Source organism: Methyloversatilis sp. XJ19-13, from assembly GCF_024580155.1.
GTDB lineage: Bacteria > Pseudomonadota > Gammaproteobacteria > Burkholderiales > Rhodocyclaceae > Methyloversatilis.
This window is the reverse complement of sequence record NZ_JANINH010000008.1, coordinates 117,119-133,919: the sequence shown is the minus strand read 5'-3', so window position 1 is coordinate 133,919 and position 16,801 is coordinate 117,119. Positions and strand designations below refer to the sequence as shown.

Below are 16,801 nucleotides of genomic sequence, written 5' to 3'. Positions count from 1 at the left end.
AGACGGTCAGGGCTTGTCGATCGGAATCTGCACGAACACCTCGCCCGGCTTGATCAGCCCGAGTTCGGCGCGCGCCCGCTCTTCGACTGCGTCGAAGCCGGTTTTCAGATCCTTCACATCGGCGTCCAGCGCGGCATTGCGCGCTTCCAGCCGGGTATTGAGATCGCGCTGGGCGTCCAGCGCGCGGCCGGCTTCCCATGCCTGCAGCCAACCGCCCTTGCCAAGCCAGAGCGGGTACTGCAGCACCGCAATCAGCGCCACCAGCAACAAGGCAGGCCAATGGCGCGTCATGGTTACTTGCGCAGGTTGTAGAACGCGGAAGCGCCGGGGTACCACGCCGTGTCACCGAGATCTTCCTCGATGCGCAGCAGTTGGTTGTACTTGGCGATGCGGTCCGAGCGGCTCAGCGAACCGGTCTTGATCTGCATCGCGTTCAGCCCGACCGCGATGTCGGCGATCGTGCTGTCTTCGGTTTCGCCCGAACGGTGCGAAATGACTGCGGTGTAGCTGGCGCGCTTGGCCATTTCGACCGCCGCGAAGGTTTCGGTCAGCGTGCCGATCTGGTTGATCTTGATCAGGATGGAGTTGGCGATGCCCCGCGAAATGCCTTCCTTCAGTATCTTGGTGTTGGTGACGAACAGGTCGTCGCCGACGATCTGCACGCGGCTGCCCAGACGATCGGTCAGCAGCTTCCAGCCGTCCCAGTCGTTTTCCGCCATGCCGTCTTCGATGCTGACGATGGGGTACTTGTCGGCCAGCGTCGCCAGGTAATCGACCAGCTGGGCCGATTCCATGGTCAGACCAGCGCCTTCGAGGTGGTACTTGCCGTTCTTGTAGAACTCGGACGCGGCGCAGTCGAGCGCCAGCACGATGTCGGTGCCCGGCTCGTAGCCGGCCGCGCTGACCGCGTCGAGAATCATGTTCAGCGCCTCTTCGGCACTGCCGACGTTGGGCGCGAAACCGCCCTCGTCACCGACCGTAGTCGGAAAACCCTTCTTGTCGGTCAGCTTCTTCAGCGCATGGAAGATTTCCGCGCCGGCGCGCAGCGCCTCGCGGAAGCTCGACGCGCCGACCGGCATGATCATGCATTCCTGGAAATCGAGGCTGTTGTTGGCGTGCGCGCCGCCGTTGATGACGTTCATCATCGGCACCGGCATTGCCATGCCGCCAGAGCCACCGAAGTAGCGGTACAGCGGCAGTCCGGCCTCTTCGGCGGCCGCCTTGGCCACCGCCATCGACACCGCCAGCATGGCGTTCGCGCCGAGGCGGCCCTTGTTTTCGGTGCCGTCGAGTTCGATCAGCGTGCGGTCGATGAAGGCCTGCTCTTCCGCGTCGAGGCCGATGATGGCCTCGGAAATTTCGGTATTGACGTTTTCGACCGCGGCCAGCACGCCCTTGCCGAGGTAGCGGTCCTTGTCGCCGTCGCGCAGCTCGATCGCCTCGCGCGAACCGGTCGAGGCACCGGACGGCACGGCGGCGCGACCCATGATGCCGGACTCCAGCAGCACGTCCGCTTCAACGGTGGGATTGCCGCGCGAATCGAGAATTTCGCGCGCGACGACATCGACAATTGCACTCATGGTCGCAGGGTTCCTGGGTAAGAAGACAAATTATGAATAATCGGCGCGCACTCAGGCGAATGCGGACTCGAGAAAGCCGTGGCGTTTCGTGACCGCGTCGAGGTCGCGCAGCTGCTCGAGCAGCGCGGACATCATCGGCAGCGGCCAGGCGTTCGGCCCGTCGGACATGGCCTTGGCCGGATCAGGATGGCTTTCCATGAACAGCCCGGCGATGCCCACCGCGACGGCGGCACGCGCAAGCACCGGCACGAATTCGCGCTGACCGCCGGATGACGCGCCCTGCCCGCCCGGCAACTGCACCGAATGGGTGGCGTCGAACACGACCGGACATGCCGTTTCGCGCATGATGGCCAGCGAACGCATGTCGGACACCAGATTGTTATAGCCGAAGGACGCACCGCGCTCGCATACCATGATGGTGTCGGCGCCGCCGTTGGCTTCCTTCGCCTTGGCCACGACGTGCTTCATGTCGCCCGGCGCGAGGAACTGGCCCTTCTTGATGTTCACCGGCTTGCCGGTGGCGGCGCAGGCGTGGATGAAGTCGGTCTGGCGGCACAGGAAGGCCGGTGTCTGCAGCACGTCGACGTACTGCGCGACGATGGGCGCCTCTTCCGCGGTGTGCACATCGGTCAGCACCGGCACACCCAGCTCGCGCTTCACGTCGGCCAGGATTTCCAGCCCCTTCTGCATGCCCGGACCGCGGAAGCTGGTGCCCGAACTGCGGTTGGCCTTGTCGAACGACGACTTGTAGATGAAGGGGATACCCAGACGCGCGGTGATTTCCTTCAGCTGGCCGGCGGTGTCGAACGCCATGTCGCGCGATTCGATCACGCACGGACCGGCGATGAGGAAGAACGGCTTGTCAAGGCCGACGTCGAATCCGCACAGTTTCATGAGGTCACCTTGTGCGACGAGCGTTTGACCATGCCGCGCGCGTCCTGGCGGGCCAGCGCGGCGCGGGCGAAAGCGGTGAACAGCGGATGTCCGGCGCGCGGCGTGGACGTGAATTCGGGGTGGAACTGACAGGCGACGAACCACGGATGGTCCGGCAGTTCGATCATTTCGCACAGCGGATCGACCGTATCGAGGGAACGACCGGACACGCGCAGGCCGACCTTTTCCAGCTGCGCCAAGTACTGGTTGTTCACCTCGTAGCGGTGGCGGTGGCGCTCGACGATCTGCGCCTTGCCGTAGATTTCGCGCGCAAGGCTGTCTTCGCCGAGCTGGCAGTTCTGGCCACCCAGTCGCATCGTGCCGCCGATGTCGGACGACTCGTCGCGCCGCTCCAGCTTGCCTTCGGCACTCATCCACTCGGTGATCAGGCCGATCACCGGATGCGGCGTATCGCGCTCGAATTCGGTGCTGTGCGCGCCGGTCAGACCCGCCACGTTGCGGGCGTATTCGACCACCGCCAGCTGCATGCCCAGACAGATGCCGAGATAGGGCACACCGTTTTCGCGCGCGTAGCGGATGGCGCCGATCTTGCCCTCGACGCCGCGCCGGCCGAAGCCGCCGGGCACCAGGATGGCGTCCATCGGGTCGAGCAGTGCGCGTCCGCCGTCGGTCGAACGCTCGACGGCTTCCGAATCGATGTAGTGGATGTTGATGCGCGAACGCGTCTGGATGCCGGCGTGAATCAGCGCCTCGGACAGCGACTTGTAGGACTCGGTCAGGTCGACGTACTTGCCGACGAACGCGATGTCGACATCGCGCTCGGGGTTTTCCAGCGCGTCGATCATGCGCTTCCAGGTGCTCAGGTCGGCTGCGCGGGCCAGGATGTTCAGTTTGTGGCAGACGATTTCGTCCAGCATCTGGTCATGCAGCATGGCCGGAATCTTGTAGATGCTGTCGGCGTCGACCACCGAAATGACCGCCTCGGGCAGCACATTGGTGAACAGCGCGATCTTGCGGCGCTCGTCGTCCGGCACCACGCGGTCGGAGCGGCACAGCAGCACGTCGGGCTGGATGCCGATCTCGCGCAATTCCTTCACCGAGTGCTGCGTCGGCTTGGTTTTCAGTTCGCCCGCGGTGGCGATGTAGGGCACCAGCGTCAGGTGGATGAAGCAGGTGTTGGCGCGGCCTTCTTCGATGCCCATCTGGCGGATGGCTTCGAGGAAGGGCAGCGACTCGATGTCGCCGACCGTGCCGCCGACCTCGACGATGGCGACCTCGGCGCCTTCGGCGCCACGCTTGATGTACAGCTTGATTTCGTCGGTGATGTGCGGGATGACCTGCACGGTCTTGCCCAGATACTCGCCGCGGCGCTCCTTCTTGATCACCGCCTCGTAAATCTGGCCGGTGGTGAAGTTGTTGCGCTTGCCCATGCGGGCGTGCGTGAAGCGTTCGTAGTGCCCCAGATCGAGGTCGGTTTCGGCCCCGTCTTCAGTGACGAACACCTCGCCGTGCTGAAACGGGCTCATGGTGCCCGGATCGACGTTGATGTAGGGGTCAAGCTTCAGATGGGTGACACGGATGGAACGCGATTCGAGAATCGCGCCCAGGGACGCGGCTGCGATGCCCTTGCCTAGCGAGGACACCACACCGCCGGTGACGAACACGTACTTTGTCATTTATTGCACTGCAGCGGGAAATTCCTAGTTTACCGGAAAAGTCCCGCAGCTTGAAGCCGACCGGCAGGCAAATACGACCCTGGCCGACCTGATGGACGGCCATGACGACGATCAGTCCGCGTCGCTTCAGTCCGCCTCGTCGATCCAGGCCAGCTGGATGGCTTCGAGGATCTTTTCGCCGCAGCGCTTCGGGTCGTCATCGAAGCCCGGCAGATCAAGCACCCACTGCATCAGGTCGGTGAAGCGGACCTTGCCCGGATCGACTTCGGGGTGTGCTTCGGTCAGCGCAATCGCGATATCCAGTGTATCGGTCCATTTCATGATGCTCACCTCTTTCCTTCACTGACCATATTGATGGTGTAACGGGGAATATCGATCACCAGCGCCTCGCCCGCCACCCCTGCCTGACAGGACAGGCGCGAGTTCGGCTCCAGCCCCCAGGCCTTGTCCAGCAGGTCCTCTTCCAGGTCTTCGGCCGGCACGAGACTGCGGAAACCTTCGCGCACGACGACGTGACAGGTCGTGCAGGCGCACGATTTTTCGCACGCATGTTCGATTTCGATGCCGTTGGCCAGCAGTGCGTCGCAGATGGTGGTGCCGGGCTCGGCATCGAACACCGCACCGTCCGGGCACAGCTCGACATGGGGCAATACGACGATCTGGGTCATTGCAGGGTGTTCCGTCGATCAGAGTGATTCGATGCTGCGCCCGGCCAGCGCACGCTGGATGCCGCGATTCATGCGGCGCGCGGCGAACTCGTCGGTGGCGCGGCCGAGCACGTCGACGGCGGCGCGCAACGCCGCCGTATCGTCGCCCTCGACGACCTCGGCCAGCGCGCGGACGGCCGCATCGACCGCGGCCCGTTCAGCGCCGTCGAGCAAATCGCTGTCGGCAGCCAGCGCAGTCTGCGTGGCGTCGATCAGGCGCGTGGCGTCCACCTTCTGTTCGGCCAGCGCGCGTGCCGCGATGTCGTCCTGCACGTGATCGAAGCCGTCGCGCAGCATGCGCGCGACTTCGTCATCACCCAGCCCGTAACTCGGCTTGACCTCGATGCGCGCCTCGATGCCGGTGCCCAGCTCGCGCGCGGACACGGCCAGCAGGCCGTCGGCGTCCACCTGGAACGACACGCGGATGCGTGCCGCACCCGCCACCATCGGCGGAATGCCGCGCAATTCGAAGCGGGCGAGCGAGCGGCAGTCGGTGACGCGTTCGCGTTCGCCCTGCAGCACATGGATGGCCATCGCCGTCTGGCCGTCGCGGTAGGTGGTGAATTCCTGCGCGCGCGCGGTCGGTATCGTCGAATTGCGCGGAATGATCTTCTCGACCAGGCCACCCATCGTTTCCAGACCAAGCGACAGGGGAATGACGTCGAGCAGCAGCCAGTCTTCGCCGGCCGCGCGATTGCCGGCCAGCACATTGGCCTGGATCGCGGCACCGATGGCCACCACCTTGTCCGGGTCGAGATTGGTCAGCGGCACCTGGCCGAAGAACTCGCCCACCGCGCGCTGCACCTGCGGCATGCGCGTAGCACCCCCCACCATGACCACGCCCTTGACGTCCTCGACCGACAGGCCGGCGTCGCGCAGCGCCTTGCGCGTCGGCACCAGCGTCTTGTCGACCAGCGTCCTGGTCATGGCGGCAAACGCATCGCGCGTGAGATGCACGTCGATTTCGTCGCCCGACGACAGCTTGAGCCCGACATGCACGTCATCGGCGCTGCTGAGTGCTTCCTTCGCGCGCCGGGCTTCCATGTACAGCGTACGCATGTCTTCCAGGCTGGGCGGTCCGATGCGCGACGCCTCGATGAGCCAGCAATAGACGCGATGGTCGAAATCATCGCCGCCCAGTGCCGCGTCGCCACTGGTGGCCAGCACTTCGAACACGCCGCGCGACAGCTTCAGGATGGATATGTCGAAGGTGCCGCCGCCCAGGTCGTACACCGCGTAGATGCCTTCGGAAGCGTTGTCCAGACCATAGGCGATCGCGGCGGCAGTCGGTTCGTTCAGCAGGCGCAGCACGTCGAGGCCGGCCAGCCGGGCGGCGTCCTTCGTGGCCTGGCGCTGCGCATCGTCGAAATACGCCGGTACGGTGATGACCGCGCCGGTCAGCGGCCCGCCAAGACTGGCTTCAGCCCGCTCGCGCAGCACACGCAGGATGTCGGCCGACACCTCAACCGGGCTTTTCGCGCCTTGTGTGGTGCGCAACCGCACCATGCCGGGCGCGTCCTCGAATACGTAGGGCATCGATTCGACATGCGCGACGTCGGCAACGCCTCGTCCCATGAAGCGCTTGACCGACGCGATGGTGTTGCGCGGGTCCTGTGCCTGGGCGGCACGTGCGGCATGGCCGACCACAGCCGTTCCGTCGGCGAGATAACGCACCACGGAGGGTAGCAGCGCACGGCCGTGCTCGTCGTTCAGCACCAGCGGTACGCCGTTGCGCACGCTGGCCACCAGTGAATTGGTCGTTCCGAGATCGATGCCCGCAGCCAGCCTGTGCTGGTGCGGCGCGGTGGATTCGCCGGGTTCGGCGATCTGCAGCAGGGCCATCAGTTGTCCAGTGTTTCGTGTGCTTCGGCGACATCCTCGTCCAGACGGGCGATGAACATCATGCGGCGCACCGTCGCGGCAGCACCGACGGTGTCGTGTTCTGCATCCAGCTGCCGGACAAGCAGCTCCTCCGCGTCGCGCCGGGCGTGCCGCAGCATGCGCGCCAGTTCGTCGAGCGCGCCGGCATCGCGGGCGTCGCGCGCCTCGTCGAGTGCTTCGCGCCATTCCATCTGCTGCATCAGGAAATCGGCCGGCATCGCGGTATTGTTTTCAGCCGCCACGTCAATGCCATCGAGTTCAAGCAGGTAGCGTGCGCGGCTCAGTGGCGTGCGCAGCAGCCGGTAGGCTTCGTTGATGCGTGTCGACCACTGCATCGACAGCCGCCGCTCGGCTTCCGGGCTGCTGGCATGGCGGTCGGGGTGCACCGACGACTGCAGCTCGTGATAGCGCGATTCGAGCGAGCGGTCGTCGATGACGAAGCGGCGCGGCAGTGCGAACAGCTCGAAATGGTCGCGACCGAACAGTTCGACGTCCGGCAGACCGGGGATGGTGGGGTCAGAAGTCATCGTTCAGTAGTGTCGGCGGCGATCGCCGCTCAGACATTGAAGCTTTCGCCGCAACCGCACTCGTCCTTGACGTTCGGGTTGTTGAACTTGAAGCCTTCGTTCAGGCCTTCGCGCACGAAGTCGAGTTCGGTGCCTTCGAGATAGGCCAGGCTTTTCGGGTCGATCAGCACCTTCACGCCGTGGCTTTCGAAAATCAGGTCTTCCGGCGTCGTGTCGTCGGCGAATTCGAGCTTGTACGCCATGCCGGAACAGCCGCTGGTGCGCACGCCCAGGCGCAGGCCGACGCCGCGGCCGCGCTTGGCGATGTAGTTGCTCACGTGTGTGGCTGCTTTTTCGGTCAGTGTCACGCCCATGTCGCTCTCCCCGTATCGCTCACCATATCGCTCACCATATCGCTCACCATATCGCTCACCATATCGCTCTCCTTACGCGGCTTCGGCCGGCGCGGCCGCATCGCCGTGCTTCTTGCGGTAGTCGTCGATCGCCGCCTTGATGGCGTCTTCCGCGAGGATGGAGCAGTGGATCTTGACCGGCGGCAGAGCCAGTTCTTCGGCGATTGCGGTGTTCTTGATGGTCATCGCCTCGTCGAGCGTCTTGCCCTTGACCCATTCGGTCACCAGCGAGCTCGACGCGATGGCCGAGCCGCAGCCGTAGGTCTTGAATTTCGCATCTTCGATGATGCCGTCCGCACCCACCTTGATCTGCAGCTTCATCACATCGCCGCAGGCGGGTGCGCCGACCATGCCGGTGCCGACATCGTCGTCGTCCTTGCCGAATGCGCCGACATTGCGCGGGTTTTCGTAGTGATCCAGAAGTTTTTCGCTATAGGCCATAACAGTTCTCCTTCAGTCGCCGTGCACGCGCAATCAGTGGTGGGCCCACTGGACGCTATTCAAATCAACGCCTTCCTGCACCATTTCCCACAGCGGCGACAATTCGCGCAGCTTGCCGATCTTGCGGTGCAGCAGGTCTATCGTGAAATCGATTTCCTCTTCGGTCGTGAAGCGGCCGATCGAGAAGCGGATCGAGCTGTGCGCCAGCTCGTCTTCGCGGCCGAGCGCGCGCAGTACATAGGACGGTTCAAGGCTGGCCGAGGTACAGGCCGAACCGGACGACACCGCGACATCCTTGATCGCCATGATCAATGATTCGCCTTCGACATAGGCGAAGCTGATGTTCAGGTTGTGCGGCACGCGCGCTTCGAGGTCGCCATTGACGAAGGTCGCCTCGATGTCCGACAGGCCCTTCAGCAGGCGGTCGCGCAGCATGCGCACGCGCTCGTTCTCGGCCCCCATTTCTTCGCGCGCGACGCGGAAGGCTTCGCCCATGCCGACGATCTGGTGTGTCGCCAGCGTGCCCGAGCGCATGCCGCGCTCGTGACCGCCGCCGTGCATCTGCGCCTCGAGGCGGATGCGCGGCTTGCGGCGCACGTACAGCGCGCCGATGCCCTTCGGCCCGTAGGTCTTGTGCGCGCAGAACGACATCAGGTCGACCTTCAGCTTGTCGAGATCGATGACCACCTTGCCGGTTGCCTGCGCCGCATCGACGTGGAAGATGATGCCCTTGTCGCGGCAGATTTCGCCCAGTTCGGCGATCGGCTGGATGACGCCGATCTCGTTATTCACGAACATGATGGACACCAGCACGGTGTCCGGACGCAGCGCCGCCTTGAACGCATCCATGTCGATCAGGCCATTGGGCAGCGGATCGAGATAGGTCGCCTCGAAGCCTTCGCGTTCCAGTTCGCGGAAGGTGTCCAGCACCGCCTTGTGTTCGGTGCGCAGCGTGATGATGTGCTTGCCCTTGCCGGAATAGAAATGCGCCGCACCCTTGATGGCAAGGTTGTTCGATTCCGTGGCACCCGAGGTCCAGACGATTTCCTTCGGATCCGCATTCACCAGACGGGCAACCTGGTCGCGCGCCTCTTCCACGGCCGCTTCGGTTTCCCAGCCGTAGGCGTGGCTGCGCGACGCCGGGTTGCCGAAGTGCTCGGTCAGGTAAGGAATCATCTTCGCCGCGACGCGCGGGTCGACCGGCGTCGTCGCCGAGTAGTCGAGATAGATCGGAAATTTCAGCATACGGGTTGCTCCTTCGGGTTCTTCATTACGCTTCAGCCATCGCCCGCAGACCGCGGAGTTGATCCGCCACCTGCGCGAGCGCGCTGCAAAAATCATCGACATCCTGCATTTTCGTCATCGCGCCGGTGCTCACGCGCACCGCACCGCGCGCCTGTTCGGGTGGCACGCCCATCGCGGTCAGCGTGCGCGACGGTTCCGGTGAGGCGCTCGAGCAGGCAGAACCACTGGCCACTGCGAAACCTGCGCGGTCGAGCTTGCCGACCAGCGTTTCGCCGTCGATGTGATCGAGTGCGAAGTAACAGGTGTTCGGCAGGCGCGGCGCCTGGGCGCCGAATACCGTGCCGCCGAGCGCCAGCACGCAGCGCTCGATGCGTTCGCGCTGCGCTTCGAGCAGTTCGCGTCGCGCCGCCGGCTGCGACATCGCCAGCTCGCAGGCGCGGCCGAAACCGACGATCGCCGCGATGTTTTCGGTGCCCGAACGCAGGCCATGTTCGTGCCCGCCGCCTGCGATCAGCGGTTCGACATCGACCCGCTTGTCCAGAATCAGCGCACCCGCACCCTGCGGACCGCCGATCTTGTGCGCCGACAGCGTCATCGCCGACACACCCAGCGCACGGAAATCGACGGCGATCTTGCCCAGCGCCTGCACCGCATCCGTATGCAGCCAGCCGCCGGCGTGGCGTACCTGCGCCGCCAGCGATGCGACGTCCTGCAGCACGCCGGTTTCGTTATTGGCGAGCATGACCGACGCCAGCGATGCCTCGCCATCGAAGCCGTCGACCTGCACCCTGCCCTGCGCGTCGACCGGCAGTTCCTTCAGCGTCCAGCCGCGGCGCACCAGCTGGCGCGCCGGCTCGCGCACGCAGGGGTGCTCGATCGCCGAAATCGCGATCACGCCGGGCTTGAGTCGCGCGGCGGCACCCTTGACGAACAGATTGTTCGCTTCCGAGCCGCCGCTGGTGAATACCACTTCGGTCGGATGCGCATTCACTGCGGCAGCCACCTGTGCCCGTGCCTCGTCGATCGCCCGGCGCGCAGCGCGCCCGTACTCGTGCCGGCTCGACGCATTGCCGAAACGTGCGCCCAGCCAGGGCAGCATCGCTTCGCGCACCGCATCGGCGAGCGGCGTACTGGCGTTGTGATCGAGATAGACCGGTGCAAACATGATCAGAGCTGTACCCGCACCATTTCGGACACACCCGGTCGCGCCGCATGGTCGTGCACGACCACGCGATGGGTCGTCTTGTCGCGCTGCTGCACCATCAGTTCGTGCAGATTCACCGAATCCAGGTAGTCATACATGCGCCGACTCAGGCTCGACCACAGGTCGTGCGTCATGCAGCGATGTTCATCCAGACAGTTTTCCTTGCCGCCGCACTGTGTGGCGTCCAGCGGTTCATCGACCGCGGTGATGATCTGGGCGACCGAAATATTGCGCGCGTCGCGCGCCAGGCAGTAACCGCCACCCGGCCCCCGCACGCTGGCCACCAGTTCCTGGCGACGCAGTTTGCCGAACAGCTGTTCGAGATAGGACAGGCTGATGCGCTGGCGCTCGGCCACGCCGGCCAGCGTCACCGGACCGTTGTCCTGGCGCAGTGCAAGGTCCAGCATCGCGGTGACTGCGAAGCGGCCTTTGGTAGTCAGTCTCATGAAGCGATCTCCTCGATGGAGCGGCTCGGGGAATCCACGATTGGGTTCACGCTTGAGCACACAGTCCAATTCCCGATCAATTCAGTCGACTTTATAATTCCCGACAAGTTCAGTCAACAATTAGGCCGGATCTTGTCCAGATCGACGTGCGAGTGATCGGCCATCTCCTCGCGCGCCTCGTCGTCGAGCCTGACGCCTGCCCTTTCCAGCTTTTCCATCAGGCAGGCGATGCGCCGGTCGTTCTCCAGCGCATGATCCACCAGCGCCGTGAGCGCCTTGGCCATCGGGTCTTCCATGTCGCGGGTGACGCCATAGGCGGTAAAACCCGCCTGCTCGGCCCGCCGCTTCTTCTCGTCGTCGGCGCCCGGCGCGCTGGCTTCGATGATGCGCGCCGGATTGCCAACCGCCGTGGCGCCGGCCGGAACAGGCTTCACGACGACTGCGCAGGAACCGATCTTGGCGCCATCACCGACTTCGAAACCGCCCAGCACCTGGGCGCCGGCACCGATCACGACACCGCGACCGAGTGTGGGATGGCGCTTGGCGCCGCGGTACAGCGAGGTACCGCCCAGCGTCACGCCCTGATAGATCGTGCAGTCGTCGCCGATGACCGCGGTTTCGCCGACCACCACGCCCATGCCGTGATCGATGAACACGCGCCGTCCGATCGACGCACCCGGGTGGATTTCGATGCCGGTCAGCACGCGGCCGATGTGCGAAATGAAGCGCCCCAGCCAGTGCAGGCCCGCGCCCCAGCAGGCGTGCGCCATGCGGTGCAGGATCAGGGCGTGGATGCCCGGGTAGCAGGTGAGGACTTCGAACGACGAACGGGCTGCCGGGTCGCGTGCGAGCACGCTGGCAATGTCTTCGCGCAGGTGTTGGAACATCCTTTTTCCCTATGAGACGCCGGTGGCGTTCGCAGCCAGTTGAAACCCGACGATTTTAGTCGGTTTTTGTGCACCTGCGTCAGAGTCTGTCGATCGCCCGTCGTGGCCGCACGCTGAACCACGGGCGTGGCTGCAACAGCGCGGACCGCAACCGTCCTTATCCGTTCGACCCCGGGCGCTTCTTCGGAATGCCGCCGATCGCCTTCAGCGCGCCCATCAGCAGATGCAGTTCTTCGGCCTCGACCCGGGTACGTCCGAACAGGCGGCGCAGGCGCGGCAGGGCGCGGCCCGGATTGACCCGGTCGAGAAAGCCCGCATCGAGCATCAGTTGCTCGAGCAGCGCGTACAGGCTTTCCAGCCCTTCGTGGCTGGCCAGCACCGGTACTTCACTGACAAAGGTCGGTGTGGCGGCGACGGCCACGCGCAGTTCGTGGCACATGATCTGCGCGGCTGCCGCCACATTCAGCGAGCGGTAGGTGTCGCTGGTCGAAATGGTGACCGGCAGCGAGCACATCGCAACTTCTTCATTGGTGAGCCCCGAACTTTCGGTGCCGAACACCAGCGCCACCTCGGCGTCGCCGGCGGCCAGCAAGGTCGCCAGTTCGGTCGCCGCCGACCTGACATCGCGCACCGGCAGCGCCATTTCACGCCGGCGCGCAGTCAGCGCCGCCTGCGCCACGGTGCCGGCCAGGGCGGCTTCGATCGTATCGACCACCACCGCGTTGTCCAGCACATCGGTCGCGCCGGAACTCATCGCAACCGCTTCGTCGTGCGGAAAGTGCTTCGGATTGACCAGATAGAGGCGCGACAGCCCCATCACCTTCATCGCCCGCGCGCAGGCGCCGATATTGCCCGGATGGGTGGTGTGCGACATGACCACGCGCACCCGGTCCAGGGCGGCGTGACGATCGGAAGGGGAAGAAAGGGCGTCCATCGAATGTGCGGTCAAAGGTCAATTCAGGTGCGGGCCTCGAATTAAATCGCAACAGCCCCTAAAATGCTCGGCTTTCCCGCCGACTTGCGGACCGCACGGTCCGCGCACAGACACTTCCCATGCATCCGACGCTCACCACCGCCGTCAAGGCCGCCCGCCGCGCAGGCCAGATCATCACCCGCGCCAGCCAGGATGTAGACCTGCTGAAAGTCAGCAGCAAGCGCCAGAACGATTTCGTCACCGAGGTCGACCGTGCAGCCGAGGACGCCATCATCGGCATCCTCCGCGAAGCCTACCCGGACCATGCCATCCTGGCGGAGGAGAGCGGCGCATCGGGTGAATCCGAATACCGCTGGATCATCGATCCGCTCGACGGCACGACCAACTTCATCCACGGCATGCCGCAGTACGCGGTATCGATCGCGCTCGAACACCGCGGCCTGATGCAGTCGGCCGTCGTGTTCGATCCGGTGCGCAACGAGCTGTTCACCGCCAGCCGCGGCCGCGGCGCCTTCCTGAACGACCGCCGCATCCGCGTCTCGCGCCGCGCCAAGCTGGGCGAAGCACTGGTCGGCACCGGCTTTCCATACCGTGTGTGGGACCACGTCGATGCCTATCTGGGCATGTTCAAGGAACTGATGGAAAAGACCTCCGGCCTGCGCCGCCCGGGCGCTGCCGCGCTCGACCTGGCCTATGTCGCGTGCGGCCGCTTCGACGGCTTCTTCGAAATCGGCCTGTCGCCATGGGACATCGCCGCCGGCGCCCTGCTGGTGACCGAAGCCGGCGGTCTGGTCGGCAATCTGACCGGTGAAACCGGCTACCTCGACAGCGGCAATCTGGTCGCCTCCACGCCGCGCATCTTCCCGGCCCTGCTGGCCGCAATCGAACCGCACCTGACGGACGCGCTGCGCGCGTGATCCGTGCCGGACAACGTTGACCAGGATGGCGAACACCGACCTGTCTGCGCACACGCCGATGATGGCCCAATACCTGGGCTTCAAGCGGCAACACCCCGATCTGCTGGTGTTCTACCGGATGGGGGATTTCTACGAGCTGTTTTTCGAGGACGCGATCCGCGCCGCGCGGCTGCTCGACATCACGCAGACGCACCGCGGCCAGTCGGCCGGACAGCCGATCCCGATGGCGGGCGTGCCCTTCCACGCAGTCGAGCAGTATCTGGCGCGGCTGGTGAAGCTGGGCGAGTCGGTGGTCATCGTCGAACAGATCGGCGACCCGGCGACGTCCAAGGGACCGGTCGAGCGCGCGATCGCACGCATCGTCACGCCGGGCACGCTGACCGATGCCAGCCTGCTCGACGAGCGTGCCGATTCGCTGCTGATGGCGCTGCATGTCGAGCGCGCCCGGGCCGGTGTCGCCTGGCTGAATCTGGCCAGCGGCGAACTGAAACTGACCGAAGTCGCCGCCAATGTGCTGCCTTCGCTGCTCGACCGGCTGCGCCCGGCCGAACTGCTGGTGGCCGACAGCGGCACGGCACCGGACGGCAGCTGGGCCGTCACGTCGCGCAGCGCCTGGCAGTTCGACGCGGGCGAAGCCACGCGCCTGCTGTGCGAGCACTTCGGCAGTCGCGACCTCGCCGCCTTCGACGTGACCGAGGTTCCAATCGCGCTGGCCGCCTGCGGTGCGCTGTTCAGCTACGCCCAGGCGACCCAGCAGCGCGCGCTGTCGCATGTGACGACGCTCGCCGTCGAACACGATTCCGCCTGGCTGCGCATGGACGCCGCCACCCGGCGCAATCTCGAACTGACCGAAACGCTGCGCGGCGAAGCGTCACCGACGCTGCTGTCGCTGCTCGATACCTGCGCCACCTCGATGGGGTCGCGCTGGCTGCGCCGCTGCCTGCACCACCCGCTGCGCGAACGCGCACAGGCCGAGGCGAGGCATCAGGCGGTCGAGGCCCTGCGTGCCGACAGCACCGCCGATTCGTTGCACGACGCGCTGCGCGGGCTGGCCGACATCGAGCGCATCGGCGCACGCATCGCGCTGCGCACCGCGCGACCGCGCGATCTGTCGAGCCTGCGCGACAGTCTGGCGCGGCTGGGCGACATCGCTGCCGCCGTGCCGCCGGACGGTGGCCTGCTCGACGACGCCCGCGCCACACTGGCGCAGCCGCTCGACGCCTGCGCCCTGCTTGCCCGCGCCATCATGGACGAACCGGCTTCGCAGCTGCGCGACGGTCGCGTGATGCGCGCCGGCTTCGATGCCGAACTCGACGAATTGCGCGGCCTGCAGGACAACTGCGGCGAATTCCTGCTCGCGCTCGAAGCGCGTGAACGCAGCCGCACCGGCATCGCCAACCTGAAGGTCGAATACAACCGCGTGCACGGCTTCTATATAGAGGTGACGAACGCCCACGTCGAACGCATTCCGGACGACTATCGCCGGCGGCAGACGCTGAAGAACGCCGAGCGCTACATCACGCCGGAACTGAAAACCTTCGAGGACCGCGCGCTGTCGGCCGCCGAACGCGCCACTTCGCGCGAAAAGCACCTGTACGAACAATTGCTGGACGCACTCGCCCCGGATCTGCCGGCACTCGGCGACATCGCCCGTGCGCTGGCGCAGCTCGACGGCCTGCTCGCCTTCGCGCGCGCCGCGCAGCGCCACGACTATTGCCGGCCGCAGTTCGTCGACGAACCCGAAATCACGATCGTGCGCGGGCGCCACCCGGTGGTCGAACAGCAGGTCGACAGCTTCATCGCCAACGACACCGCCCTGCATGACGCGCGGCGCATGCTGCTGATCACCGGTCCGAACATGGGCGGCAAGTCGACCTATATGCGACAGGTCGCACTGATCGCGCTGATGGCGCATTGCGGCTGCCCGGTGCCTGCGCAGTCGGTGCGGCTCGGTCCGCTGGACGCCATCCACACGCGCATCGGCGCGTCCGACGATCTGGCTTCCGGCCGTTCGACCTTCATGGTCGAAATGACCGAAGCCGCCGGCATCCTGCACGGCGCGACCGAGCGCAGCCTGGTGCTGATGGACGAAATAGGTCGCGGCACCTCTACTTTCGACGGCGTGGCGCTGGCCCAGTCCATCGCCCGCCATCTGTTGACGCGCAACCGCAGCTGGACGCTGTTCGCCACCCACTACTTCGAACTGACGCAGCTGGCGCAGACCCACCCGACCTGCGCCAACATGCACCTGGACGCGGTCGAGCACGGCAGGCGCATCGTGTTCCTGCACGCCATCGAAGAGGGCCCGGCGTCGCAGTCCTACGGCATCGAAGTGGCGGCGCTCGCCGGTGTGCCCGGCACGGTGATCCGCGACGCGCGACGCGCGCTGCAGCAGCTCGAAGCCAGCCGCATCAGCGCCGGTCCGCAGGCCGATCTGTTCGCCCCTGCCGCCCCGCCGCCGGAACCACCCGTGCATGCCGCGGTCGATGCGCTGGCCGCGCTCGACCCCGACAGCCTGAGCCCGCGCGAAGCCCTTGATGCGCTGTATGCGCTGAAGAAGCTGGTGCAGGAGGATTGACCTCGGCGCCGGTTTTGCGGGAGCGGCGGGATCGCCGCTCCCGCAGACCCACACCATCTGACGAAACTGCCCGAAGAAGCACAGAGGACCCCATGACATACGCAATCATCTGGATCATCACCGCGCTCCTGCTCGGCTTCTGGACCTTGCTGACCTGGACGGCCGACGCCGTGCTCACGTGGCCGGGCTGGAATGCCGACGCACTGGCGACCTGGCCGGGCTGGGTGGTGAGCCTGCAGCCGCCGGTGTGGCTGGCGCCCTGGCTGCCTGAAGGCTGGCTCGACATGGCGCGGCACACCCTGCTTGACTGGGGACCGACGATACAGGCGTCGCTGCAGCAGATTCCCGACCTGACCGGCTGGCTGAGCGCCATCGTCTGGGCGGTGTGGCTGATCGGTGCCCTCGGCTTCCTGCTGATGGGGCTGGCTGCGAGCGCGATCGCGCGCATGCTGCTGCCGCGCAAGCCCGAGCCGGTCACCTGACCGGCGCGGC

At 65.6% G+C, this 16,801-nt stretch carries 18 protein-coding genes; 3 read left to right on the top strand and 15 right to left on the bottom strand.

The window, feature by feature from the left end; translation table 11 throughout:
- Positions 1-6 precede the first annotated feature (6 nt).
- The 15 genes from ftsB to NMQ14_RS12385 all read right to left on the bottom strand — a co-directional run bounded on the left by ftsB (position 7) and on the right by NMQ14_RS12385 (position 12,814).
- On the bottom strand, positions 7-291 hold the full coding sequence (gene ftsB, locus NMQ14_RS12455) for a cell division protein FtsB (RefSeq protein ID WP_257096605.1): 285 nt from the start codon (positions 289-291) through the stop codon (positions 7-9).
- A gap of 2 nt (positions 292-293) precedes the next feature.
- Positions 294-1,580 carry a phosphopyruvate hydratase gene (gene eno / locus NMQ14_RS12450; protein WP_069037559.1) on the bottom strand — a complete coding sequence of 429 codons (1,287 nt, stop codon included), beginning with the start codon at positions 1,578-1,580 and terminating at the stop codon, positions 294-296.
- 51 nt (positions 1,581-1,631) lie between these two features.
- Positions 1,632-2,474, bottom strand: a complete 843-nt coding sequence (kdsA, locus tag NMQ14_RS12445) for a 3-deoxy-8-phosphooctulonate synthase (protein ID WP_257096603.1) — start codon at positions 2,472-2,474, stop codon at positions 1,632-1,634.
- Positions 2,471-4,150, bottom strand: a complete 1,680-nt coding sequence (locus NMQ14_RS12440) for a CTP synthase (RefSeq protein ID WP_257096601.1) — start codon at positions 4,148-4,150, stop codon at positions 2,471-2,473. The genes kdsA and NMQ14_RS12440 overlap by 4 nt, the downstream gene beginning before the upstream one ends.
- A gap of 126 nt (positions 4,151-4,276) precedes the next feature.
- The gene (iscX, locus tag NMQ14_RS12435; RefSeq protein WP_257096599.1) at positions 4,277-4,471 is read right to left on the bottom strand and encodes a Fe-S cluster assembly protein IscX; all 195 of its coding nucleotides are present in this window, start codon (positions 4,469-4,471) and stop codon (positions 4,277-4,279) included.
- Between the two features lie 5 nt (positions 4,472-4,476).
- A complete protein-coding gene (fdx, locus tag NMQ14_RS12430; protein WP_257096597.1) occupies positions 4,477-4,818 on the bottom strand; it encodes an ISC system 2Fe-2S type ferredoxin in 342 nt (113 codons plus the stop codon).
- 18 nt (positions 4,819-4,836) lie between these two features.
- Complete coding sequence (hscA, locus tag NMQ14_RS12425) at positions 4,837-6,699, bottom strand: Fe-S protein assembly chaperone HscA (protein ID WP_257096595.1); 1,863 nt, start codon at positions 6,697-6,699, stop codon at positions 4,837-4,839.
- The gene (gene hscB / locus NMQ14_RS12420) at positions 6,699-7,265 is read right to left on the bottom strand and encodes a Fe-S protein assembly co-chaperone HscB (RefSeq protein WP_257096593.1); all 567 of its coding nucleotides are present in this window, start codon (positions 7,263-7,265) and stop codon (positions 6,699-6,701) included. Before hscB ends, hscA begins: the two co-directional genes overlap by 1 nt.
- 29 nt (positions 7,266-7,294) lie before the next feature.
- The gene (gene iscA / locus NMQ14_RS12415) at positions 7,295-7,618 is read right to left on the bottom strand and encodes an iron-sulfur cluster assembly protein IscA (RefSeq protein WP_257081217.1); all 324 of its coding nucleotides are present in this window, start codon (positions 7,616-7,618) and stop codon (positions 7,295-7,297) included.
- A 72-nt stretch (positions 7,619-7,690) separates the two neighbouring features.
- Positions 7,691-8,098, bottom strand: coding sequence for a Fe-S cluster assembly scaffold IscU (gene iscU, locus NMQ14_RS12410; RefSeq protein WP_257096591.1), 408 nt, complete (start codon positions 8,096-8,098; stop codon positions 7,691-7,693).
- Between the two features lie 33 nt (positions 8,099-8,131).
- Positions 8,132-9,343, bottom strand: coding sequence for an IscS subfamily cysteine desulfurase (locus NMQ14_RS12405; RefSeq protein WP_306441225.1), 1,212 nt, complete (start codon positions 9,341-9,343; stop codon positions 8,132-8,134).
- Between the two features lie 25 nt (positions 9,344-9,368).
- Complete coding sequence (locus NMQ14_RS12400; protein ID WP_257096590.1) at positions 9,369-10,508, bottom strand: cysteine desulfurase family protein; 1,140 nt, start codon at positions 10,506-10,508, stop codon at positions 9,369-9,371.
- A gap of 2 nt (positions 10,509-10,510) precedes the next feature.
- Entirely contained in the window at positions 10,511-10,993 is a 483-nt protein-coding gene (gene iscR / locus NMQ14_RS12395) for a Fe-S cluster assembly transcriptional regulator IscR (RefSeq protein ID WP_257096588.1), read from the bottom strand.
- Positions 10,994-11,106: 113 nt separating this feature from the next.
- Entirely contained in the window at positions 11,107-11,880 is a 774-nt protein-coding gene (gene cysE / locus NMQ14_RS12390; RefSeq protein WP_257096587.1) for a serine O-acetyltransferase, read from the bottom strand.
- Positions 11,881-12,037: 157 nt separating this feature from the next.
- A complete protein-coding gene (locus NMQ14_RS12385; RefSeq protein WP_257096585.1) occupies positions 12,038-12,814 on the bottom strand; it encodes an RNA methyltransferase in 777 nt (258 codons plus the stop codon).
- 119 nt (positions 12,815-12,933) lie between these two features.
- Here NMQ14_RS12385 and NMQ14_RS12380 point away from each other — a divergent pair, with 119 nt between their 5' ends.
- The 3 genes from NMQ14_RS12380 (at position 12,934) to NMQ14_RS12370 (ending at position 16,791) form a co-directional block, all read left to right on the top strand.
- Positions 12,934-13,731: an inositol monophosphatase family protein gene (locus tag NMQ14_RS12380; protein WP_257096583.1), complete on the top strand. Its 798-nt coding sequence runs from the start codon at positions 12,934-12,936 to the stop codon at positions 13,729-13,731.
- A 25-nt stretch (positions 13,732-13,756) separates the two neighbouring features.
- Entirely contained in the window at positions 13,757-16,309 is a 2,553-nt protein-coding gene (mutS, locus tag NMQ14_RS12375; protein WP_257096581.1) for a DNA mismatch repair protein MutS, read from the top strand.
- Positions 16,310-16,401: 92 nt separating this feature from the next.
- A complete protein-coding gene (locus NMQ14_RS12370) occupies positions 16,402-16,791 on the top strand; it encodes a hypothetical protein (RefSeq protein ID WP_257096579.1) in 390 nt (129 codons plus the stop codon).
- Positions 16,792-16,801: the final 10 nt, after the last annotated feature.

Coding starts and splice junctions, on each gene's coding strand:
- NMQ14_RS12405 (WP_306441225.1), bottom strand. CDS start 9,343: ATGCTGAAATTTCCGATCTATCTCGACTACTCGGCGACGACGCCGGTC.
- iscA (WP_257081217.1), bottom strand. CDS start 7,618: ATGGGCGTGACACTGACCGAAAAAGCAGCCACACACGTGAGCAACTAC.
- NMQ14_RS12370 (WP_257096579.1), top strand. CDS start 16,402: ATGACATACGCAATCATCTGGATCATCACCGCGCTCCTGCTCGGCTTC.
- mutS (WP_257096581.1), top strand. CDS start 13,757: ATGGCGAACACCGACCTGTCTGCGCACACGCCGATGATGGCCCAATAC.
- eno (WP_069037559.1), bottom strand. CDS start 1,580: ATGAGTGCAATTGTCGATGTCGTCGCGCGCGAAATTCTCGATTCGCGC.
- hscB (WP_257096593.1), bottom strand. CDS start 7,265: ATGACTTCTGACCCCACCATCCCCGGTCTGCCGGACGTCGAACTGTTC.
- NMQ14_RS12380 (WP_257096583.1), top strand. CDS start 12,934: ATGCATCCGACGCTCACCACCGCCGTCAAGGCCGCCCGCCGCGCAGGC.
- NMQ14_RS12440 (WP_257096601.1), bottom strand. CDS start 4,150: ATGACAAAGTACGTGTTCGTCACCGGCGGTGTGGTGTCCTCGCTAGGC.
- kdsA (WP_257096603.1), bottom strand. CDS start 2,474: ATGAAACTGTGCGGATTCGACGTCGGCCTTGACAAGCCGTTCTTCCTC.
- ftsB (WP_257096605.1), bottom strand. CDS start 291: ATGACGCGCCATTGGCCTGCCTTGTTGCTGGTGGCGCTGATTGCGGTG.
- iscR (WP_257096588.1), bottom strand. CDS start 10,993: ATGAGACTGACTACCAAAGGCCGCTTCGCAGTCACCGCGATGCTGGAC.
- iscU (WP_257096591.1), bottom strand. CDS start 8,098: ATGGCCTATAGCGAAAAACTTCTGGATCACTACGAAAACCCGCGCAAT.
- hscA (WP_257096595.1), bottom strand. CDS start 6,699: ATGGCCCTGCTGCAGATCGCCGAACCCGGCGAATCCACCGCGCCGCAC.
- iscX (WP_257096599.1), bottom strand. CDS start 4,471: ATGAAATGGACCGATACACTGGATATCGCGATTGCGCTGACCGAAGCA.
- cysE (WP_257096587.1), bottom strand. CDS start 11,880: ATGTTCCAACACCTGCGCGAAGACATTGCCAGCGTGCTCGCACGCGAC.
- fdx (WP_257096597.1), bottom strand. CDS start 4,818: ATGACCCAGATCGTCGTATTGCCCCATGTCGAGCTGTGCCCGGACGGT.
- NMQ14_RS12385 (WP_257096585.1), bottom strand. CDS start 12,814: ATGGACGCCCTTTCTTCCCCTTCCGATCGTCACGCCGCCCTGGACCGG.
- NMQ14_RS12400 (WP_257096590.1), bottom strand. CDS start 10,508: ATGTTTGCACCGGTCTATCTCGATCACAACGCCAGTACGCCGCTCGCC.